We start from the raw sequence: 20418 nt of genomic DNA, 5'->3' as shown, positions 1-20418 counted from the left end.
GTGAGTGCTCATCGAGCACCTAGACAATCCGGGGCTGTGATGAGGCGGCTCCACCTTCACTCGAAGGAGTCGACTCTTGTCTGACACCGCATCCATCCGCCTTCCCCGCACCGGCTCGATCGGCATCCGGCCCGCAAAGGCCAAGGCCCGTCGCGCCGAGCGTGCGGCTCGCACCGTTCGCGAACCCCGTGCGGCCTTCGTCGCCGGCACCTACGTGGTCGTCGACGCCGAGTACGCGGCACGCCCCGCCGGCACCTTCACCGGCGTGCCAAGCGACGCGCGGGCCGACGGCACGTTCGTGTCGGCCGACCAGGCTTTCGCGGGCCGTGTCGCCGGGTCGTACGTCGGCTAGCTGAGGCTCTGCCGGCAGCGCTTCCTGCTCGCTTGCGTCGCCCTCTCCTCGCGAGATGGCCGAATCTACCGCGGACCCACCGTCGCGGCCGGAGTTCAGGCCATCTCGCGAGACAGCGTGGGTGCGGCAGTTTCGACGTGCGTCAAATTGGATGCGGCGCAAAACGTCTCTGCGAAGGTGCCAACCCGCGCACGCGACCCCCACGGGCGGCGACCCCGCGTGAATCGGCCAATCTCGCAGCGCCGCGGCGCGCGAGGTTGGCCGATCCTCGTCGCCTCGCCCGCCCCGAGGGTGGAGGTAAGCCAGGCCGCAGCCGAAGCACCCCCGGCTGGCCAAACAACCCCCGGCTGCCAGGCCCGAACTGGCCATCCGAGGGTGCGTCACCAGCAGACGGGTCCGCGCGGGACCAACCAGCGACCCGGACAACCCGAGCGATCAGCCCCGGCGCGACCGGCGTCGGTTGTGAACCACGAGAGCCGCGCCACCGAGCAGCAGCAGCGCCCCGACGCCGAGGGGAACAGCCGCGTTGCTTCCGGTCTCAGCGAGCTCGGGCGCAGCAACCCCAGGATCCGCCCCAGCCCCGACCACAACCGGCGCGGCAGTGGCGGTCGGTGTGGGCGACGGCTGGGCGGTCGCGGGCGGCGTGGGTTCGATCGGCGGTGCGAGCGGATCCTCGATGGCTCCGCTCTGGGTCGGCGAAGTGAAGTCGCGTGTGTTGGAGGCGTCGCCGTCGATCACGATGACGTACGGCTGGCCTGGGAGCAGGTCGGCCGTGAACGAACCGGTGTCGTCGGTGGTCGTCGTGGCCGTCGGCTGGTCGTCGCCCTCGCGAGTGATCTCGATCGGCGTGTTCGCGAGCGGTTCGCCGTCGTCGGACACGATCGTTCCGGTTGCCTCGACCGTCGGAATGGTGAACGCGAAGTCGAGGCCCGGCGTATCGGCGTCGAGCGTGTCGAACGTGATCGGCTGGGCGGCGGCCGCACCCGGCGGCGTCTCGACCGAGACGGTGTAGCCGCTGGTCGATACGAGACCCGGAACGCTCCAGGATCCGTCGCCCCCGCTCGTCGTCGTCGCGACGATCGTGCCCGCGGCGTCGCGAATGGTCAGCGGTGCGTCGCCGTATGCAGCGCCGTTGACAGTGACCGTGCCGGAGGCCGCGAAGGTCTTCGTTGCAAACCAGGTCTGGTAGACGGGGAACCCGCTGCGCTGCTGGTAGCTGATCGTCAGCGTTTTGAGGGGCACGTCCGGGCTGAACCAGGCCGAGGCGCCCTCGGTGTCGGTCGCCGTCGCGTTGCCGATGAGCACGCCGGTCGCGGGGTTCCAGAACGGAACGTCGTTAAGGTTCGCGGAGTCGCACGACGGCCCCTGAGCGCGGTGGCAGTAGTTGTAGGTGCTCTGGAAACCGAGCCCGCTGAGGGGAACGGCGGCACCGGTCGCGTCGGTCGCCGTGATCGTCGCCTGGTCGGCATCGATGTCACCGAGCACGAACGACCAGCCCGAGGCGGGCGTCGGCGTGGCGAAGGTGTAGGTCGTCACCGCGGGGGAGGTGGCGTTGTCGGCGCTCGGGCGCTGGTTGAGGTACGTCTCGCCTCTGCTGGATCCGTAGACGGTGCCGGGAGGTGTGGACGGCGCCTGCCAGGTGGAAGCACCCGAGACGGTCGTGGCCTGCCGAGACGTCGACGTGAACGTGGTGTCGGGGAATCCGCCCGCAAGCGCCATCGTGCCCGTGTACGCGCGGGTCGAACCTGCGACGGTGAAGGTGCCCCAGGTGTTTGCTTCGGCGGCTGAGGCCGGAGCGACCCCGACGAGAGCGAGCGTGAGAGCTGTCGCCGTCGCCGTCGCGAAGGCGAGTATCCGCCCCGTTGATCTGCCAGGTGTCGCTGTGATCATCGTATTTGCCTCCCCGTTGAACCAGATTTATCGAGGCTAAATCACATCGGCCACTCGTGTTACGTGTTTTTCGCAGGGCAGACAAAGACGCCCGGTGCCAATGGCTCCGGGCGTCGTCGAAATGGGTCGCTGTTCGGCGAGCCTCAGCGCTTCTTGACGTTCGAGACGGCGTCTTCGGAGTGCGACTTGCTCGAAGCCTTCTCCTTCTTGTCGAGACGCTTCTCTTTGAGGGAGCGAACGGCCGTCTTGGCCGTGCCTTTTTTCGCAGATTTCTCGGCCATGGTGGTGCCTCCTGTCGAAGCCGTGGCGGCTCCGTGGGCACCGAGGCTACGCGGTTTCCGGTTCGATCCAGGCCGGCGCAGGCCAATTGGCAGGTTGGGGTCGACCGTGTCGCGGCCGCATCGCCGGGAAACTCAGGCGTGATGCCCCGAGCGATGCGGCTTCGACGGCCACCAGAACGCATCCCGCAGGAGGAACACCAGCGCCGGCACGAGCACCGTGCGCACGACGAGGGTGTCGAGCAGCACGCCGATGCAGACGATCACGCCGATCTGGGTGAGCGCGACGACGGGCAGGACGCCCAGCACGGCGAAGACCGCCGCCAGGAGAATGCCCGCGCTCGTGATTACCGCACCGGTCGAGGCGAGAGCCCGAATCATTCCCTCCCTCGTGCCATGCCGGCCAGCCTCTTCTCGCGCTCTGGTCGTGAGGAAGATGTTGTAGTCGACGCCGAGAGCCACCAGGAAGAGGAAGGCGAAGAGGGTCACGTTCGAGTCGAGAGCATCGAAACCGAACACGTGCGTGAACAGGAACATGGAGGCGCCGAGGCTCGCGAAGAACGTAGCCAACACGCTGGCGATCAGGATCACCGGGGCGACAAGCGAGCGGAGCAGGATCAGGAGCACCACGAAGACGATGGCCAGAATGATCGGAATCACGAGGTCTTGATCGTGCTTGGCCGCGTTGTTCGTGTCGAGCGCGGTCGCGTCGCTGCCGCCGACAAGGCTCCTCGCTACCTGCCCACCGGCATCGCCGTAGGCCGTGCGGAGGGCCTCGACGCTGCGGAAGGCGGCGTCACTCTCGGGTTCGGAGCTCAGCGAGACGCTGATGCGAGTGAGACCGTCGTGTGCCTCGCCGAGCGTGGCCGATTCGACACCTTGAGCGCTTCGGGCGATGGTCTCGGCTTGATCGGCCACGGCAGTCGGAGCGAGCACGGTCGTGCTGCTCGTGAGCCCCGCCGAGAACGACCGGTCGATCACGGTCTGCGCAGTGACGCTGTCGGGCTTCCCCAAAAGCTGCGCGGTCTGCGACAGTCCCACCGCATAGCCCGAGAGGCCGAGGCTGAGGACGCCGAGGCCCACCACGGCAGACACCGTCACGCCGAGCGGGCGGTGCGACACACGCCGCCCGAGGCCGGCCCAGAAGCCATGGGCCTCTCGAGTTGTCAGGCCGCTAGCGCTAGCGCCAGCGCCAGCGCGGGCTCGGGAGCCCTCGGCAGGGCCGGTCGTGCCTGCGTGGTCGTCGGCGTGCTCACCGGCACGTGGCACGAACGGCCAGAAGAGCCCGCGACCGCAAACCACGAGAGCGGCGGGGAGCGCGATGAGCGCAAAGAGGATCGCGACGACGACGCCGACCGCACAAGCAAAGCCCAAGGCCCGGTTGTTCGAGAGAGATGCGAGCAGCAGCGTGATCAAGCTGAGGGCGACGGTCCCGCCGGATGCCGCGATCGCGGGCCCGGCGCTCGTGTACGCGGTCCGCATCGCGCGGAAGCGGTCGGGCGTGCGCGTGAGCTCTTCGCGGTAGCGGGCCACGAGCAGGAGGGCGTAGTTGGTGCCCGCTCCGAAGACGAGCACCGACAGGATTCCCGAGATCGACGCGTCCACAGTGAGGCCGAGGGGCTCGGCAAGGGCCCGCACGACGACGCCGGCGAGCCCGTCGGCGGCACCCACGACGGCGAGCGGGATGATCCACAGCACGGGGCTTCGGTACGTCACTATGAGGAGAACGGCGACCACGATCACGGTGACGAGTAGGAGGCGGAAGTCGGCTCCCGCGAAGCTGTTCGCGATGTCGTCTTGGAAGCCCACAGGCCCGGTCAGCTGCGTCGTCAGGCCGTTCGGCAGCCCGCGGGCAGCAGTGTCTCGCAGCTCGGTTGCGGCCGCCGAGACGTCTTTTTCGACTGTCGCGCTCGAGAGGGGTACCGCGACGAGAGCGGCCGTCCCGTCGTCGCTGAATTGAGGCCGAACCGCGTCGGGCACGGTCGAGCCACTCGCGAGAGCTGTTGCGCTGTCGGCGATGGCGGCCCGCTCTTGGGAGGTCAGGGTGGCCTCGCCATGCGAGTAGACCAGGATGCCCACGGTGGTGTCGGCCGACGGGAAGCCCTTCAGCAAATCTGCGACCTGGGCCGATTCGGCGGAGTCGGGGAGCCCGGAGGCGGGGAAGGAGTCGCTGGCCGGCTTCGGCAGGAAGGCGAACAGCAGCGCGACGGCGACGGCGGTCAGCGCGAGGACCAGCCACGAGGATCGGCGCGAACGGAAGGCGGAGGAGAGGCGACGGATGATTGTTCCTTAGATGAATGAAGTCTTAGTTCCTAAGAGTTATAGTCCAATCGGCTAGATTGTGCAACGACGACGAAGAGAGGCGGTGGCGGTGCAGGGCCCACGCGATCACAGCAGCACAGACCAGGGCAGCACAGACGAGGGCAGCACCGACCAGGGCAGCAGCCCGGCCGAGCGCGCGATGCGCCGCGAGATGGTGTCGCGGCTCCAAGCGCTCACGGCCGACTCCCGCACTGTGGCGACGAACTTCTCCTCCGAGCACGGCCTCTCGTCGAACGACTTCGACGCTCTCCTTTTCGTCATGCAGCAGGAGCAGTCGGGTACGCCCGCCACCCCGGGGCGAATTGCCGACAACCTCGGCCTCACCTCCGGGGCCGCGACCGGCGTCATCGATCGGCTCGCCAAGCGGGGGCACGTCGAGCGTCGACGGGACGCGGAGGATCGACGCATCGTCCGGGTCCATTTCGCGCAGGCAGCCCGCGAGGTTGCCTCCGAGTTCTTCGCCCCGCTAGGCGTGCTGACCGACGACGTCATGTCGCACTACTCGGCCGACGAATTGGCCCTAGTGAGTCGCTTCCTCGGCGAGATGTCGGCGGCGATGCGCACGCATGCCGGGCGCGACGCCTGACGCAGATGCCTCCACACCCGATCCGTCAAGGCATTCACCACACTTCTACATCGCTGAAGCGACGGTTTCGAGCCGTACCCGGTCGCCCCGAAACCGGTCGAACACCGTCTGGATCGGCTCTCCGTCAACGTCGTAGTAGGTCATCTCCCGTGAGATGAGCGGTGCATTTTCGCTGATGCCGAGCACTCGGGCGGTATGCACGTCGGCCGCGTCGCTGCCGATTGAGACCAGGACTTCGCCCGGGGTCGCGCCGAAGAAGTCGTGCAGCACCGATGCCATCGACGCGGGGCCGCTGAGGAAGTCGGGGTGGGAGTCGTACCGGGTGGAAAAGTACGCCGTGCGGAGACCGAGGGTCTCGTCGTCGCAGACGAATCGGGTCTCGATGAGCCGCACCGTCGGATCCTGAATTCGGAGCCGTTCGCGCACGAGCGGGAAATTCGGCACGACGCGCTGCTCGAGCGTCTCTAGATAGACGTGCTCGCTGTCGGTGAGGATGTCGGTGAGCGGAATGACCACGCCCAGGTGGGTCACCCGGGTGCCGACACGGCGGCGGCGCTCGACGAAGCCGGTTTCGCTGAGTTGGGTGAGGGCCGCCCGGACCGAGCCGCGGCTGGTGTCGAAGAGCTCCATCAGGTCTTCTTCGGCGAGGGGTGCATCGGGGGCGATGTAGCCGTCGCGGATGGAGGCGCTGATCAGGTCGCGCACTCGTCTCGCCGACACCTGTCGGCCGCGCGCTGAGCCGCCTTTCGATCGCGGATGGTCGGGAGGCGTAGCGGTCATCGTCTCTCCTGTCGCACGTCGCCCGGGGGCGATCGAACCGGTTGAACAGTGGCCAGAGCGTAGCAGTCAGAAAGTCGTCACTGGCGTTACGGGAGGTACTCTCACCCCCTCATCAGCATTTTCGGGCCATCGGAGCGGCGATGAAACTCGCTTAATCGTTCGGTTACGTGATTCGTCCACGCCCGAAACGTCGGAGCGACAGCATTGGGTCCACTCGCGGAGGAGGCCTACCCCGAGGCCTCTGTTGTCTTCCCGTGACGACGTGCTGAGAGGCGGACGCATGACCGTGAGAGAGCCCGACGTCGTCGATGACGGCACCCGCGCCGAAGCCGAGCGCCTAGCCGCCCTCGACACCGCGCTGACGTCGACAGGTCGCTCGCCGGCAGCTGCTCTGTGGTTCGTGCGTCCTGTGGTGCTGACCGTCGTCAACATCCTGGTCTTCGCGCTGGTGGCCTTCTTCCTCGTGAAGCTGATCCCGGGCGACCCTGTCGTCTCGGCCACTGCAGGGCGGCTCAGCGGCAGCGCTCTCGAGGCGGCCCGGGAATCGTACGGTCTCACCGGCACCTGGATCCAGCAGCTCGGCACCTACCTCGGCCAGCTCGCCCACTTCGACCTGGGAACCTCGATCGCAACCGGACGGCCCGTCGCGCAGGACTTCGCGACAAGGATCCCGGCCACGCTCGAACTGGTGTTGTCAGGGCTCCTCTTCGCCTGCATCGTCTCGCTCCTCGCCGCGCACTTCATCGTGACCCACCGCGCGAATCGGTTCGCCAAGATCCTCACCTCGTATGCCCGCTCCGCTGGGGCCCTCCCCGAGTACGTGATCGGCATCGCGTTCCTGTTCGTCTTCTACGCCGAGCTGCACATTGCTCCCGCTCCGTCGGGCCGGCTCGATCCGATCCTGATCGCGCCGCCGGTGGTGACGAACTTCCCCATCCTCGACTCGCTCCTGGCGGGGGATGGGGAGGCGTTCCAGTCGTACGTGGCGCACCTCGCCCTGCCTGTCATCGTGATGGTCGTCGCGCATTCGCCGCTGCTCATCAAGATGCTGATTCTCAGCCTCGACGAGGCGATCGACGACCCGGCCACGAAGTTCCGCGTGGCCTCCGGGGCCTCGAGGCGCACGATCCTCGCCAGCGTCTACCGTCGGGCGCTGCCGTCCGCGGTCGCAACGCTCGGAATGCTGTTCGGGCTGTTCCTCGGGGGCGCGGTCGTGCTCGAGTCGCTCTTCGGTCTCGGCGGCCTCGGCCAATACGCCGTCGACGCCGTCAACTCGTCGGATGTGTTCGCCCTCCGCTCGTTCCTTGTCGTGGTCGCCGCAATGTGCCTCGTGATCTACCTGATCACCGACCTCGTCACGATGCTCCTCGATTCGAGGCGACGCCCCGGCGTAGCCGGGAAGGACGCCTGATGTCTCTCGACACCCCCGTCGCCATCGGAGATGAACTGCTCGCTGGCCCGACTCAGAAGCGCCCCGCCAGCAGCACGCAGGGCACGCAGTCGCCGGCATTTTGGCCCCGGCTCGTCCCCTTCGCTCTCGTGCTCATGCTGGCCGTCATCGGCCCGTTCCTCGCGACCCACTCGGCGACCGAGGTCGTCGGCGGCCAGTCAGAGGCGCCCTCGGGGGAGTTCTGGTTCGGCACCGACGCGAACGGTCTCGACATCTACTCGCGGGTCGTCACGGCCTTCCGCCTCGACATCGTCATCGCCCTCTGCATCACGATCATCGCGACGGTCATCGCCATGGTGGTCGGACTCGTGTCGGGCATGTACCAGAGCAATCGCGGCGTGTCCGGGATCCTCGCCCGGCTTCTCGGTCGTGCCGTCGACCTCGTCCAGTCGATTCCCGTCATGATCGCCGGGCTCGTCATCGTGTCGTTCTTCGGTCGGAACGCGGTGGTGATCACGCTGTCGCTCGCCGTCGTGCTGATGCCGTTCCAGGCCCGGCTCATGCGGACGGAGGTGCTGCGCACCCGCACCGACGGCTACATCGACGCGGCGCGGATGTCGGGGGAGTCGGAGGGGCGACTGCTCGTGCGGCACGTCCTGCCGAACTCGTTCCGGCCGACGATCGAGAACACCTCCACGATCTTCGGCATGGCGATCATCTTCTGTGCCGCCCTCGGCTTTCTCGGTGTCGGCATTCCAACCCCGACGGCCGAGTGGGGCACGATGCTCGCCGCGGGTGCCCCGGACGCCGCCGTCGGGCGGTGGTGGTCGGTGCTCTTCCCCGCCGCAGCCCTCGCCCTATCGGTCTGGTCGGCGTCGCTCGTCGTCGCGGCCTTCGTCGGCAAGCGCCGCACCTCGCACTAGTCCGCCTTCGCACTAGCCCGCCCCTGTCTCCACCGCACCACAGCGCCACACCCTCCCTTCCCCCTTCCATTGGAGTGCCCTGCCCATGCGACACATCAGACGGATCCTCTCCGCCGCGGCCCTCGCGGTCGCCGGAGCTGTCGTTCTCGGAGCCTGCAGCTCCGGGGGCGCCAGTACCTCGGCCAGCACCTTCGTCATCGTCACGGCCGCGCAACCGGCTAGCTTCTCGTATGAGACCAGCGCCACCGGCTACGAGGCCGCGGAGTTCTTCAAGAACACCGGCGCCTCGCTGCTCCGCAACAAGTACGTCCCCGGCACCGACGGCCAGGCTGAGCACGAGGATTACAACTCGTTCGAGGGCATTCTCGCGAAGAGCTACGACGTCTCGATGGACGGCCTCGTCTACACGTTTCACCTCGACACCGCTGCGGTGTCGACGGCCGGCAACAAGCTCACGGCAGACGATGTCATCTGGTCGATGGAGCGCAAGTTTGCGGTGAAGACCAGCATCGTCTCGTTCATCAGCGCCCCCTTCATCACCAAGCCCGACCAGTTCACAAAGGTCGACGACTCCACTGTCACGATGACTGTCGCCAAGAAGAGCTACGGCTACACCGCGCTGTCGCTTCTCTCGAACGTCAGTTACAACGTCTACGACTACACCGAACTCAAGAAGCACATCACCTCGTCCGACCCGTATGCCGTCAAATGGTCGGAGACGAACGCCAACTTTGGCTTCGGCGCGTACGAGCTCACGACCTACACGCCCGGTGAGCAGATGATCTACACGGCCAACCCCGGCTACGCCGAGGGCGAGCCCAAGGTGAAGCGCATCGTCCAGCGCGTCGTCGCCGACGCCGGCCAGCGCTCCAACCTGGTGAAGTCGGGTGACGCGCAGATCGCGACACAGCTCCGCCCAGCCGACCAGGTCGCCCTTGCCGAGGAGAAGAAGGCGCAGGTCTTCGACGTTCCAACCAATGCGTACGTCTATATGCCGCTTCTCACGACAGACGGTCCGTTCAAGGACGTCGCGGTTCGGCGGGCGCTCGCCTACGCCATCCCCTACGACAAGATCAACGAGAACGTCTATCACGGTCGTGCCGCGTCCATCTCCACGATTCTCTCGTCGGCCGACCCCGGGTTCGACGCCGACGGCCTGAAGGCGAACGAGACCGACGTGGCGAAGGCGAAGTCGATCCTCGCCGATGCCGGTTACACCTCCGACATCAAGTTCACCCTCACCGTCAACAATTCGGTGCCGGATCTGAACGAGACCGCCGTCCAGATCCAGACGGCTGCGAAGGCCGCCGGATTCGATGTCACCATCGACGCGGTCAACTCCTCGGCCTTCCAGGCGGGGCTCGCCGCGAAGTCGTTCGATGCGTCGCTCGGCCGCGACTACGCGGTCGTGCAGTCACCGCCGTACGTGCTCTCGCTCTTCTATACGGCGGGTTCGCCCATCAACTGGCCGAACTTCGAGTCGGACGCGCTCGACAAGGCGATCGCCGACGGAAACGCCGCAGGAGAAGCCACCGGGAGTAAGGCCGGCACTTACTGGAACGCCGCGCAGAAGGTCCTCCAGGATCAGCAGCCAACGATCTACATCAACTACGTGCAGCCCCTGAATGCCTTTGCGAACAATGTCGACGGGTATGTGTTCCGCTCCGACAACGTCATCGACTACTCGCAGCTGAGCGTCTCGTCCGACTAGGCGAGACACCCGGGTCGGCGTTGCATCCCCCCCCCCCCCCCGCCGTGCGGCGCCAGCCCACCCCCTCCACTTCTCTTCGACAGGAGACCACCGTGACCGAACCGACAGTCCTCCGGATCCGCGACCTGAGCGTCGCCTACGGCTCGAACATCGCCGTGAAGGAGGCAAACCTCGAGGTCCGACGCGGTGAGCGCGTCGCCATAGTCGGAGAATCAGGATCCGGCAAGACCAGCCTCGGCAACGCCATCGCGGGCTTCCTCGACACGTCCGTGGCCCGAGTCGACGTCGACACCCTCGAACTCGACGGCGTCAGCCTCAGGAGAGAAGGCGAGGCGTCGCGGATTCCGCAGCGCACGCCGGGCCTGTCGATGATCTTCCAAGACGCCATGTCGTCGCTCGACCCGGTGTGGACCATCGGCTCGCAGCTGATCGCCGTACTCCGCGCCACCGAGAAGGTCGGCAAGAGGCAGGCCCGCGTCGATGCGCTCGCCAAGCTCCGAAGCGTCGGCATCACCGACCCCGAGCGGGTCATGGGCGCGAAGTCGCACGAGCTCTCCGGCGGCATGCGGCAGCGGGTCATGATGGCGATCGCACTCTCGTCGAAGCCCGCCCTGCTCATCGCCGACGAGCCCACCAGCGCGCTCGACGCCTCTCTCGCCGTCGGCGCCATGCAGCTCATGGTCGACCTCGCCGAGCAGGAGGGAACCGCCGTGCTGATGATCACCCACGACATCGAGCTGTGTCGCAAGTTCACCGATTTCGTCATCGTGATGTACCACGGCGAGATCGTCGAGCAGATCGCCTCGAAAGACCTGCACAACGCAAAGAATCCTTATACCCGTGGCCTCCTCGAGTGCATCCCGACGCTCGCGTCGGCCCGTCTCGACGAGCTCCCGACCCTCGAGTCGGTCCGCGCTCGACTCGAAGGAGAAGCCGCATGAGCACCGTGACCACAGCCGAAGGATCCGATGCGGCACGTTCCGCCACCGGCGTGCGGATCGAGGCGGTCGCCGTCCGCAAGAGCTACGGCCGCAAGACGGCCGTTCAGGATGTCTCGTTCGTGCTGGCTCCCGGGGAACGCGTCGGCATCGTCGGCGAATCAGGATCCGGCAAGTCCACGATGGCGAAGATCGTCACGGGCCTCTCGAAGCCGACCGCCGGCACCATCACGGTCGACGGAAAAGAGCTCAACTCGCTGATCTCAACGCAGAAGGGGCGACTCGACTATCGCCGTCGCGTGCAGCTCGTCGCGCAGGACACCACGTCGACCTTCGATCCGCGCCACCGGATCCGCGAGTCGCTTCGCGTTCCGGCCCAGCTCCTCGCCGGGCACGACGTGAGAGGCGCAGACGTCGCGATCGGCGAGATCACCGCTGAGCTCGGCATCGACCCGGCCTGGGTTGACCGCTATCCCGGCGAGCTCTCGGGCGGCCAGCGGCAACGCATGTCGATCGCGAGAGCCCTCATCGTCCGCCCCGACCTCCTGGTCTGCGACGAAGCCGTCTCGGCCCTCGATGTGTCGGTGCAGGGCGTCGTTCTCAACCTGCTCAAGCGCTACAGCGTCGAGCACGGGGCCGGGCTCATGTTCGTGTCGCACGGGCTACCCGCCACGGCGTTCATCACTCGCGAGCTCGTCGTGATGAACGAGGGCCGCGTGGTCGAGTCCGGTCGCACCCTCGAGGTGCTCGAGCATGCCAAACACCCGTATACGCAGAAGCTCGTCGGAGCGTACGAGGCCGTCGAAGACGTCCCCGCCGCGTAATCCGATTTCTCTCCCCACCATGAAAGGCAGCACATGTTCCATCTCACCTGGTTCCTCGGCGACGGCTACGGCATCCACCCGTGGAGCGCCACGAACGGCGACGGCCCCTGGGTCGGGCGCAATGCCCACGACTGGACAGACCCTGCCATCTACATCGACATGGCCACCAGCCTCGAGCGCGCCGGCTTCGACTACATACTCATCGAAGACACGGCCATGGTCGAAGACAGCTACAACGGCAGTGCCGACACCTCGCTCCGCCGCGGCTTCATGGCACCGAAGAGCGACCCGATGCCTCTCGTGCCGCTCATGACGCAGGCCACGAAGCACATCGGCATCATCCCGACGGTCTCGACGATCCAGTACCCGCCCTACCTCGCGGCGCGGCTCTATACGACGCTCGACCATCTGACCAAGGGGCGCATCGGTATGAACGTCGTCACGAGCGTCACCGACCGGGTCGCCCAGAACTACGGCTACGAGAAACACCTCGATCACGACGAGCGCTACGAGATGGCCATGGAGTGGACCGACGTCGTGCTGCAGCTGCAGCAGTCGTGGGAGGAGGGCGCTGTCATCGCCGATCCGGAGAAGGGCGTCTACGCCGACCACACGAAGGTGCACCCCATCGACTTCGAGGGCAAGTACTTCAAGTCGCGCGGCCCGCTCAACACCATTCCCGGCCCGCAGCGGACGCCCCCGATCTGCTCGGCCGGAAGCTCGGGCCCGGGTCGCGACCTCGCCGCCAAGTACGACGACACCATGATCTCGATGGTGCGCGACGGCGCAGCCGGTCGTGCGTATCGCGACGACATGCGGGAGCGCGTGGCCGCCTACGGCCGCAACCCCGACGACGTGAAGTTCATGTTCCTCGTGACGCCGACCATCGCGGCGACCGACGAGGAGGCCTGGGCGCAGGTCGAGGCCGCGAGGGCCTATCGCGCCAGCGACAAGGGCATCGAGTACAACCTCTGGAACATGTCGTACACCTCGGGCGGACGCATCGACTTCGGAGGCATCGACCCCGACACCCTCATCAAAGACATCGACCTGACGAAGCAGAACGGCGAGCACACGTCGATCAAGAACCTCTTCGAAGGGCACGACGACAAGACTCTCCGCGAGGTCGTCGCGTCGTCGCACCAGGTGAGCGACATGGGTCTCTGGGGGTCGCCCGACACGGTAGCCGGCAAGATGGGCGATCTGATGGAGGAGATTGGCGGCGACGGATTCCTCATCTACATGCCGACCACGCGCATGAACTTCGCCATTGTGGCCGATGGGCTCGCACCGGCCCTTCGTCGACGGGGCCTGATCCGCGAGGAGTACACCGGGTCGACGCTGCGCGAGAACCTGCTGGCGTTCTGATCGAGCGGGGTCGGGTCGGATCCTGCGGCACGGGGAGCCGGCCCGACCCCCTCGCGTACCCTCGAACCATGAGCTCCTCGCGGTACGTCTCGGCCCTCGACCTCTTCTCCGTGGGGATCGGCCCGTCGTCGTCGCACACGGTCGGTCCGATGCGGGCCGCGAGCCGCTTTGTCGCCGAACTCCTCGGATCCTTCGCTTCGAACGGTCAGTCACCCGAGCAGATCGCGCGCGTCGAGGTCGTCCTCTACGGGTCGCTCGCTGCCACGGGCCTCGGCCACGGCACCCTCGACGCGGTCCTCGCGGGCCTGCAGGGGCTTGAGCCGGAGACCTGCGACCCCGACGACGTGCGGGGGTTGCGAGACAGGATCGAGAGCGCAGGATCCCTCACCCTAGCCAGCCAGATCACCGTTCCTTTCGGTCGCGACGACCTCCGCCTCGCGCCCCTGACCCGCTTGCCCGAGCACCCGAATGCCCTCTCGTTCGAGGCGCGCGATGCGGCCGGTGCGAGCCTCGGGCGCGACGTGTACTTCTCGGTCGGCGGTGGGTTCGTGGTCCGCGAAGGAGAAGCGGATCGCGCCCTGCCGACTCGCGAAGCGCCGCTCGGCTTTGCCACGGCAGCCGAGTTGCTGGAGGTCTGTGATCGCGCCGGCCTCGCGATTGCCGATGTCGCCTGGCAGAACGAGGTTGCACTCCACGGGGTCGACGCCCTCGAGGCGGGCCTCGAGGAGCGCTGGTCGGCCATGGAGGAGTGCATCGATGCCGGACTCACGACAACGGGCGTCATGCCCGGCTGGATGCAGGTGCCGCGTCGCGCTCATGACGTCGCCGCGCATCTCACCGCCGAGGAGGCCGGGGGAGCGGCTGTTCCCGACGCGCCGCACCGCTGGCTCCAGGCGTTTGCGCTCGCGGTCAATGAAGAGAACGCCGGGGGAGGCCGGGTCGTGACGGCGCCGACGAACGGCGCGGCCGGCATCATCCCGGCGGTCGGCAAGTACGCGCTGACCTTCCTCGGCATCTCGCGGGAGTCGATCGTGCGCGACTACCTGCTGACCGCGGCCCTCGTCGGATCCTTGTACAAGCGCAACGCGTCGATCTCGGGCGCGGAGGCCGGATGCCAGGGCGAGGTCGGAACAGCCGCGTCGATGGCGGCGGCCGGGTTGTGCGCGGTGCTCGGGGGAACAGTCCGCCAGATCGAGAACGCGGCCGAGATCGCGATGGAGCACCACCTCGGCCTGACCTGCGACCCGGTCGGCGGCTTCGTGCAGGTGCCGTGCATCGAACGCAACGCCATCGCGTCGGGAACCGCCGTGTCGGCCGCCCGCCTGGCGCTGCTCGGTGACGGCTCGCACTTCATCAGCCTCGACACCGTGATCGAGACGATGCGGCAGACCGGGCGCGACATGTCGGCCAACTACAAAGAGACGAGCGCCGCGGGCCTTGCGGTCAACGTCATCGAGTGCTGACCCGGCCCGGCCACCTGGTCGCCCGCGCCCTGTGCAAATTCGAAGGAAAAACGCGCGCTCAGCCCGAAAGTGAGGCGGATCCGGGGCCCCCAGCCCAAAAATCTCCTTCAAATTTGCAGGGCAAGCACCGCCGGGGTTACCGCGCCAGCAGCCGGCCGACCGCAGCAGACGTGAACGCCGGATCCTGCGCCACTGCCTCGCCGTCGAGCGACACCACCGGCGCGATCTGCCGACCCGACGAGGCCAGCCACAGCGCCGACGCCGACCGCAACTCGTCGACCGTGATCGAGCGGTACTCCGTCGCTGCTCCTCGCCCCTCGGCATCCGCGAAGAACGCCGCCTGCGTCGTCCCCTCCAACACCCCGAGCGACGACGGCGTCGTCACGTAGACGCCATCGATGAGGGCGATGACCGTCGAGTTCGGCCCTTCGAGCACGATGCCGTCGGTCGAGATGAAGATGACGTCGTCGGCTCCGCGCCGGCCCGCCTCGCGAAGGGCGGCCTTGTTCACGGCGTACGAGAGGGTCTTCGCGCCCTGCAGCAGCCACGGCGAGGTGGTCGCGACGTCGCTCCGGTAGCCGCGGTCGAGCGTCACCACCGAGATCCCGCCCTCGCGTTCGTGGTCGTAGGGGCCCGACGAGAACAGGTGGACCCACCCGGTCGCAGTGTCGTCCCCGCCCTCGATACCACGGGTGTAGATCAGTTTGACGAGGAGCTCCTCGTCGGCAGCATCGGGCCCGGCGAGCTCGATGCTCTGAAGCACGGCCGAGCGCCAGACGTCCAGCGGCGGCTCCGGCAGGTCGAGCATCGCCGCCGACTTCGCGAGTCGCTCGAGATGCGGTTCAAGTGCCTGCGGGCGTCCGCCGACCACGCCGATGCTCTCGAATACGCCGTCTCCGCGCGTCACCCCGAAGTCGAGCACCGACACCTGGGGAGCATCAGGATCCGCCGCCCGCACTTCGATATCACCCGACGAATCGGTGCGGAGCATCAGCAGAATCGGCTTCACTGTCATACCCCGACGGTACCGTTCTGGCATGGCCACTGCGCGACGACCGACGAAGAAGACCACCGGCGACGAGGTCGAGGCGCCCCGCGTCGACGATCCCGACCTGGATGCCGAATCACTGGTCGTCGGGTCGGCCGAAGACCTGGGGTCGCGCGAATCGCACGACGGCGTCCGATTCGACGGCGGCGACCTCACCGACTACGACCTCGAGGGCTCGAGCTTCAGGGAGTGCATCTTCGACGGCGTGAGCCTCGGGGGAGCGCGGCTCCGAGGTAGCCGGTTCGCCGAGTCGCGCTTCGTCGACTCGTTCGCGCCCGAGCTCAAGGCCGCTCGCACGACCTGGCGGGCCGTTCGACTCGATCGGCCGAGGTGGGGGTCCGCTGAGCTGTTCGACTCCGAGATCGAGTCGTTGCGCCTCTCGGGCGGCAAGATCGACTACCTGAATCTGCGCTCGTCGACGCTCACCGACGTGGTCATCGAGGGCTGCTCGATCGGTGAACTCGACCTGGGTGGGGCCGTCGCGACCCGGGTGTCGCTTGTCGACTGCCGCCTGGGCTCGCTCGATGTCACGGGCGCCCGGTTGGCATCGGTCGACCTCCGCGGTGCGACCTTCGACCGGGTCGACGGGCTCGAGGGGCTGTCGGGGGCCGTGATCGACGAGTTCCAGCTCGGCCTGCTCGCACCGCTGCTGGCCGCGCGGATCGGGCTGATCGTCCGCTGAGAGGCACGTTCCTGCGGCGGAGGCGGCGGATCCTTGGTTTTCCGGGCTTTTTGGCCGTGCGCGGGCGGCGAAATGTCGACGGACGTAATGCGTAAGACGGCCGAAACAATCCGGTGCTAACTTGAGAATCAAGCAACGCGCTCCGGGGTCAGTGAGATTCTGAACCGGCGGTATAGTCCGCGACCCGCCTGTGAACCGCGATCATCACGATCGTGGCGAGCAGTCGGCTGAACTGGTGTGATTCCAGTACCGACGGTTAAAGTCCGGATGGGAGGCAGCGCGTGCCCGTGCACACCTTTATTTCCTGGTGCGCGGGTGGCGGCCATCGGTCGACCGTTCCCCGGAGTGCTCTGTCATCACCATCGACATCACTGACCGGAGGCCCCACGTGTTCACGGGAATCATCGAAGAGCTGGGCGAGATCGTCCAGGTCGACGCCGGAGACGACTCCGTCCGCCTGACCGTCCGCGGGCCGCTCGCCGTCGACGGCGTCCACCACGGCGACTCGATCGCCGTCAGCGGCGTGTGCCTCACCGTGGTCGCCTCGACCGACGAGACCTTCACGGCCGACGTGATGCGGCAGACCCTCGTCATGAGCACGATCGGAGACCTGACCGCAGGATCCCGCGTTAACCTCGAGCGGGCCGCGCGCGTCGGCGATCGACTCGGCGGCCACATCGTGCAGGGTCACGTCGACGGTACCTCCGAGCTCCTCGAGATCCACCCGGGCGACGCCTGGCGCCGACTGCGCTTCAGCCTGTCGCGAGAGCTCGCACCGCTTCTCGTTGACAAGGGCTCGGTCACCCTCGAGGGCGTGAGCCTGACCGTGAGTGACATCTCGGAGCCCGGAGCCGCCGACGGGTGGTTCGAGGTGTCGTTGATTCCCGAGACCCTCGCCGCGACGACGCTGGGGCAGAAGTCCATCGGCGATCGGGTCAATGTCGAGACCGACGTACTGGCGCGTCACGTGCGTCGCATGCTGCGGATCGACGAGCTCCAGACGGCGGGGACGGCTCTGTGACCGTAACCACCTCGCTCGACACCATCGACACCGCGCTGGAGCAGCTGCGCCTGGGGCGCCCGGTGATCGTCGCCGACGACGAGTCACGCGAGAACGAGGGCGACATCATCCTCTCGGCCGAGCTCGCCTCGAAGGAGTGGCTGGCCTGGCTGGTCCGCTACTCATCGGGATTCGTGTGTGCGCCGATGACGGCCGAGATCGCCGACCGGCTCGACCTGCCGCCGATGGTCGCCCACAACGAAGACGTCCGGGGCACGGCCTACACGATCAGCGTCGACGCGGCGTCGGGCGTGACGACCGGCATCTCGGCGCACGACCGAGCCCGGACCCTGCGGGTGTTGGCCGACCCCGAGTCGGTCCGCTCCGACCTGCACCGGCCCGGCCACATCCTGCCGCTCCGCGCGGTCGCGGGCGGCGTCCGGGTGCGCAACGGACACACCGAGGCAGCTGTCGACCTCATGATCGCCGCGGGGCTCCAGCCGGTCGGCGTGATCAGCGAGATCGTCGCCGACGACGGCGAGATGATGCGGCTGCCGGCCCTGCGCGAGTTCGGTGCTCGTGAGGGCGTGCCGGTCATCACGATCGCCCAGCTCGTCGACTGGCTCGACGCAGAAGCCCAGACCACCACGTCCGATAGCACGTCAGAATTTGAAGGAGAAACCGCATGAGCGGCGAGGGAGCACCCACCACCAGCGACATCGACGGCACGGGAGTCCGTGTCACGGTCGTCTCAGGCACCTGGCACACCGTCATCGCCGAAGGCCTTCTCGCCGGAGCGCTCCGGTCGCTCGAGGCCATGAATGCCACGGTCTCGGTCGTGCGGGTGCCCGGCAGCTTCGAGCTTCCGGTCGTGGCGAAGGCCGCACTCGAGAACGGTGCCGACGCGGTCGTTGCCCTCGGAGTCATCATCCGCGGCGGTACGCCCCACTTCGAATACGTCTCGGACGCCGCGACCTCTGGGCTCACCCGAGTGGCGATCGACACGGGCAAGCCCGTCGGCTTCGGGCTGCTCACCCTCGACGACGAGCAGCAGGGAATCGACCGGGCCGGCTACCCCGACTCGAAAGAAGACAAGGGTGCGGAGGCCGCGTCGGCCGCGGTCGAGACGGTGCTGACGCTGCGTCAGCTTGCGGCGGCGTCGGTGAGCGTCGCCTGACCACTGTTTCAACGGGACAGACCCGCGCAACCGGCCCAGACCCGCACAACCGGCACAGGCCCGCATAACCGGCCTAAACACCTGCCCTAGCCGGGCTGTTTATGCCGATCGTGCGGGTCTGTGCCCATCAGGTGTGTGCACGCCCATTATGTGGGTGTAGATCGCACCCTCACGAGGCGCCGGGCGCTCCGTTCGCCTACGCGAACACCTCGCCGAAGAAGGTCTGCATCGCGGCCCACGACCGGCGATTGGCGGTGGCCTGGAAGGCGGCGCCGTGCTCGGGCGCGTCGGCATCCGGAACGGCGAACGCGTGAAGGGCGCCGGAGTAGGTGACGACCTGCCAGTCGTCGGATCCTGCGCTCTTCATCTCGTCTTCGAACGCAACCACGTCGCTCGGTGGAACAACCGGATCGTCAGCCCCGGTCAGCACGAGCACTGGCGCGCTGACCGAGCCGGGCTCGGCAGGCGCGCCCGTCTTCAGGCCGCCGTGGAACGAGACCACGCCCGCGACATCTGCTCCGGCGCGCACCGCCTCGAGCGAGGCCGAGCCGCCGAAGCAGTAACCCATGACGGCGATTCGCTCCGGGTCGACGCCCGGGGTCGCGCGGAGCACGTCGAGGTTTGCGAGGACGCGCTCGCGAAAGAGGTCGGTGTCGCCATAGAACTTGCCGGCGAGGGCGGCCGCTTCGTCGCCGTTGGCCGGACGATCGTCGGCACCGTAGATGTCGCCCGCGAGAGCGACGTAGCCTAGGCGGGCGAGCATCTCCGCCCGCACCTTCACGTGGTCGACGAGGCCGAACCAGTCGTGGATCACGAGCACGCCGGGGCGGAGGTCGTCGCCCTCGGGGCGGGCGACGTAGCCCTCGATGTCGGTGTCACCGGCGGTGTTCATCACGCTTTCGGTGACGACGCCGGAGGTGTCGGGGACGCTGTCGAGCACGTCGCGGAGGGCAGGGGTCAGGGAGTCTCGATCGAGGGTCACGAGGGGAGGCTACTCCCTGGCGGACCGCTGCTGTCAGTCGGTGACGGGCAGGGGATTACCGGCGATGAGCCGGGTCACGGCCTGGTGGATGACGGCTGCGCGACGGTCGTCGTTGCGAAGGTGGAGGTTCGTCGTACCGGGCGTCACGAACCACGAGAGAACGAGTCCGAAGACGAGGGTGAGCACCTCGTCGGGCCGCCAGTCCGGGCTGATGAGGCCCTCGTTCTGAGCGTCGAGCACGCTCTTTCGGCGGGCGTCGAGCTCTTCGTGGTTGATGACTCCGGGAGCGGCGAACGTCACGCCCTCGATCTGACCCCAGAGCAGAAGGCGCGCGTCGTCACGATGACCCGCGAAGTGCAGGTAGAGGCGCGACGCCCACCCGGGCAGATCGCGAGCGTCCATCGGCACAGCTGCGACCCAACGGTCGAGCGAGTCGGCCAGGGCCGCGTCGAACAGGTCGCGCTTCGTCTTGAAGTGCGCGTACAGCCGCTCTTTGCTGGCCTCGGCCTGACGGGCGATGGTGTCGATTCGCGCCCCGGCGAGCCCTCGCTCTGCGAATTCCGCGTGAGCGGCGAGAAGGAGTCGTTCGCGGGGTGGTGTGTCGCGGCGTGCCATTTTTCGAGTGTATTACCCGGGAGGCATCTGATTGACAGGTTTCCGAGAAGAATGGTTCGGTTGTGCGGCGGGGGCAGGATCCTGCGGTT

At 67.4% G+C, this 20418-nt stretch carries 19 protein-coding genes, 1 pseudogene and 1 riboswitch; of the genes and pseudogenes, 13 read left to right on the top strand and 7 right to left on the bottom strand.

Annotated features, from left to right (window positions below; all coding sequences use genetic code 11):
• Window positions 1-76: 76 nt before the first annotated feature.
• On the top strand, window positions 77-352 hold the full coding sequence (locus tag VH571_RS00730; protein WP_423262841.1) for a hypothetical protein: 276 nt from the start codon (window positions 77-79) through the stop codon (window positions 350-352).
• Between the two features lie 435 nt (window positions 353-787).
• Here the strand turns inward: VH571_RS00730 and VH571_RS00725 are convergent, their stop codons facing one another.
• The 3 genes from VH571_RS00725 to VH571_RS00715 form a co-directional block, all read right to left on the bottom strand.
• A complete protein-coding gene (locus VH571_RS00725; RefSeq protein WP_423262840.1) occupies window positions 788-2242 on the bottom strand; it encodes a carboxypeptidase regulatory-like domain-containing protein in 1455 nt (484 codons plus the stop codon).
• A gap of 143 nt (window positions 2243-2385) precedes the next feature.
• A complete protein-coding gene (locus VH571_RS00720) occupies window positions 2386-2523 on the bottom strand; it encodes a hypothetical protein (protein WP_158613185.1) in 138 nt (45 codons plus the stop codon).
• Between the two features lie 132 nt (window positions 2524-2655).
• A complete protein-coding gene (locus VH571_RS00715) occupies window positions 2656-4743 on the bottom strand; it encodes an MMPL family transporter (RefSeq protein WP_423263369.1) in 2088 nt (695 codons plus the stop codon).
• 148 nt (window positions 4744-4891) lie between these two features.
• Between VH571_RS00715 and VH571_RS00710 the strand changes: the two genes are divergently transcribed.
• Entirely contained in the window at window positions 4892-5428 is a 537-nt protein-coding gene (locus VH571_RS00710; RefSeq protein WP_123941793.1) for a MarR family winged helix-turn-helix transcriptional regulator, read from the top strand.
• Between the two features lie 45 nt (window positions 5429-5473).
• Here the strand turns inward: VH571_RS00710 and VH571_RS00705 are convergent, their stop codons facing one another.
• Complete coding sequence (locus VH571_RS00705; RefSeq protein WP_423262839.1) at window positions 5474-6208, bottom strand: GntR family transcriptional regulator; 735 nt, start codon at window positions 6206-6208, stop codon at window positions 5474-5476.
• 280 nt (window positions 6209-6488) lie between these two features.
• Here VH571_RS00705 and VH571_RS00700 point away from each other — a divergent pair, with 280 nt between their 5' ends.
• The 7 genes from VH571_RS00700 to VH571_RS00670 all read left to right on the top strand — a co-directional run bounded on the left by VH571_RS00700 (window position 6489) and on the right by VH571_RS00670 (window position 14825).
• Window positions 6489-7619: an ABC transporter permease gene (locus VH571_RS00700; RefSeq protein WP_423262838.1), complete on the top strand. Its 1131-nt coding sequence runs from the start codon at window positions 6489-6491 to the stop codon at window positions 7617-7619.
• Entirely contained in the window at window positions 7619-8521 is a 903-nt protein-coding gene (locus VH571_RS00695) for an ABC transporter permease (protein ID WP_423262837.1), read from the top strand. The genes VH571_RS00700 and VH571_RS00695 overlap by 1 nt, the downstream gene beginning before the upstream one ends.
• 85 nt (window positions 8522-8606) lie before the next feature.
• Window positions 8607-10232 (top strand): ABC transporter substrate-binding protein, encoded by a 1626-nt coding sequence (locus VH571_RS00690; RefSeq protein WP_423262836.1) that lies wholly within the window; start codon window positions 8607-8609, stop codon window positions 10230-10232.
• A gap of 92 nt (window positions 10233-10324) precedes the next feature.
• Window positions 10325-11173: an ABC transporter ATP-binding protein gene (locus VH571_RS00685; RefSeq protein WP_194603631.1), complete on the top strand. Its 849-nt coding sequence runs from the start codon at window positions 10325-10327 to the stop codon at window positions 11171-11173.
• Entirely contained in the window at window positions 11170-11994 is an 825-nt protein-coding gene (locus VH571_RS00680) for an ABC transporter ATP-binding protein (RefSeq protein ID WP_423262835.1), read from the top strand. Before VH571_RS00685 ends, VH571_RS00680 begins: the two co-directional genes overlap by 4 nt.
• A gap of 33 nt (window positions 11995-12027) precedes the next feature.
• Window positions 12028-13362: an NtaA/DmoA family FMN-dependent monooxygenase gene (locus VH571_RS00675; RefSeq protein ID WP_423262834.1), complete on the top strand. Its 1335-nt coding sequence runs from the start codon at window positions 12028-12030 to the stop codon at window positions 13360-13362.
• Between the two features lie 68 nt (window positions 13363-13430).
• Window positions 13431-14825 carry an L-serine ammonia-lyase gene (locus tag VH571_RS00670; RefSeq protein WP_423262833.1) on the top strand — a complete coding sequence of 465 codons (1395 nt, stop codon included), beginning with the start codon at window positions 13431-13433 and terminating at the stop codon, window positions 14823-14825.
• 136 nt (window positions 14826-14961) lie between these two features.
• Here the strand turns inward: VH571_RS00670 and VH571_RS00665 are convergent, their stop codons facing one another.
• A complete protein-coding gene (locus VH571_RS00665) occupies window positions 14962-15840 on the bottom strand; it encodes an aminodeoxychorismate lyase (protein ID WP_423262832.1) in 879 nt (292 codons plus the stop codon).
• A gap of 22 nt (window positions 15841-15862) precedes the next feature.
• Here VH571_RS00665 and VH571_RS00660 point away from each other — a divergent pair, with 22 nt between their 5' ends.
• The 4 genes and pseudogenes from VH571_RS00660 (at window position 15863) to ribH (ending at window position 18732) form a co-directional block, all read left to right on the top strand.
• The gene (locus VH571_RS00660) at window positions 15863-16555 is read left to right on the top strand and encodes a pentapeptide repeat-containing protein (RefSeq protein WP_423262831.1); all 693 of its coding nucleotides are present in this window, start codon (window positions 15863-15865) and stop codon (window positions 16553-16555) included.
• A gap of 133 nt (window positions 16556-16688) precedes the next feature.
• Window positions 16689-16840: riboswitch (FMN riboswitch) on the top strand.
• A 103-nt stretch (window positions 16841-16943) separates the two neighbouring features.
• On the top strand, window positions 16944-17576 hold the full coding sequence (locus VH571_RS00655) for a riboflavin synthase (RefSeq protein ID WP_423262830.1): 633 nt from the start codon (window positions 16944-16946) through the stop codon (window positions 17574-17576).
• Window positions 17573-18184 (top strand): annotated as a pseudogene (ribB, locus tag VH571_RS00650) (3,4-dihydroxy-2-butanone-4-phosphate synthase); the annotation flags it as partial. The gene VH571_RS00655 and the pseudogene ribB, both read left to right, overlap by 4 nt.
• A gap of 56 nt (window positions 18185-18240) precedes the next feature.
• Complete coding sequence (ribH, locus tag VH571_RS00645; RefSeq protein ID WP_055959718.1) at window positions 18241-18732, top strand: 6,7-dimethyl-8-ribityllumazine synthase; 492 nt, start codon at window positions 18241-18243, stop codon at window positions 18730-18732.
• A gap of 196 nt (window positions 18733-18928) precedes the next feature.
• Here the strand turns inward: ribH and VH571_RS00640 are convergent, their stop codons facing one another.
• Window positions 18929-19714: a dienelactone hydrolase family protein gene (locus VH571_RS00640; protein WP_423262829.1), complete on the bottom strand. Its 786-nt coding sequence runs from the start codon at window positions 19712-19714 to the stop codon at window positions 18929-18931.
• A 33-nt stretch (window positions 19715-19747) separates the two neighbouring features.
• The gene (locus VH571_RS00635) at window positions 19748-20329 is read right to left on the bottom strand and encodes a TetR family transcriptional regulator (protein WP_423262828.1); all 582 of its coding nucleotides are present in this window, start codon (window positions 20327-20329) and stop codon (window positions 19748-19750) included.
• Window positions 20330-20418 lie beyond the last annotated feature (89 nt).

The organism is Frondihabitans sp. 4ASC-45 (assembly GCF_049472575.1).
In the GTDB taxonomy this organism is placed as follows: domain Bacteria; phylum Actinomycetota; class Actinomycetes; order Actinomycetales; family Microbacteriaceae; genus Frondihabitans.
The sequence above is the reverse complement of the archived record's forward strand: the minus strand, read 5'-3'. Positions and strand labels throughout refer to the sequence as shown.

What these genes read in the sequence shown, in the direction of transcription:
- VH571_RS00725 (WP_423262840.1), bottom strand. Translation starts at nt 2,242, where the DNA reads ATGATCACAGCGACACCTGGCAGATCAACGGGGCGGATACTCGCCTTC.
- VH571_RS00720 (WP_158613185.1), bottom strand. Translation starts at nt 2,523, where the DNA reads ATGGCCGAGAAATCTGCGAAAAAAGGCACGGCCAAGACGGCCGTTCGC.
- VH571_RS00705 (WP_423262839.1), bottom strand. Translation starts at nt 6,208, where the DNA reads ATGACCGCTACGCCTCCCGACCATCCGCGATCGAAAGGCGGCTCAGCG.
- VH571_RS00700 (WP_423262838.1), top strand. Translation starts at nt 6,489, where the DNA reads ATGACCGTGAGAGAGCCCGACGTCGTCGATGACGGCACCCGCGCCGAA.
- VH571_RS00695 (WP_423262837.1), top strand. Translation starts at nt 7,619, where the DNA reads ATGTCTCTCGACACCCCCGTCGCCATCGGAGATGAACTGCTCGCTGGC.
- VH571_RS00690 (WP_423262836.1), top strand. Translation starts at nt 8,607, where the DNA reads ATGCGACACATCAGACGGATCCTCTCCGCCGCGGCCCTCGCGGTCGCC.
- VH571_RS00680 (WP_423262835.1), top strand. Translation starts at nt 11,170, where the DNA reads ATGAGCACCGTGACCACAGCCGAAGGATCCGATGCGGCACGTTCCGCC.
- VH571_RS00675 (WP_423262834.1), top strand. Translation starts at nt 12,028, where the DNA reads ATGTTCCATCTCACCTGGTTCCTCGGCGACGGCTACGGCATCCACCCG.
- VH571_RS00670 (WP_423262833.1), top strand. Translation starts at nt 13,431, where the DNA reads ATGAGCTCCTCGCGGTACGTCTCGGCCCTCGACCTCTTCTCCGTGGGG.
- VH571_RS00665 (WP_423262832.1), bottom strand. Translation starts at nt 15,840, where the DNA reads ATGACAGTGAAGCCGATTCTGCTGATGCTCCGCACCGATTCGTCGGGT.
- VH571_RS00660 (WP_423262831.1), top strand. Translation starts at nt 15,863, where the DNA reads ATGGCCACTGCGCGACGACCGACGAAGAAGACCACCGGCGACGAGGTC.
- ribH (WP_055959718.1), top strand. Translation starts at nt 18,241, where the DNA reads ATGAGCGGCGAGGGAGCACCCACCACCAGCGACATCGACGGCACGGGA.
- VH571_RS00635 (WP_423262828.1), bottom strand. Translation starts at nt 20,329, where the DNA reads ATGGCACGCCGCGACACACCACCCCGCGAACGACTCCTTCTCGCCGCT.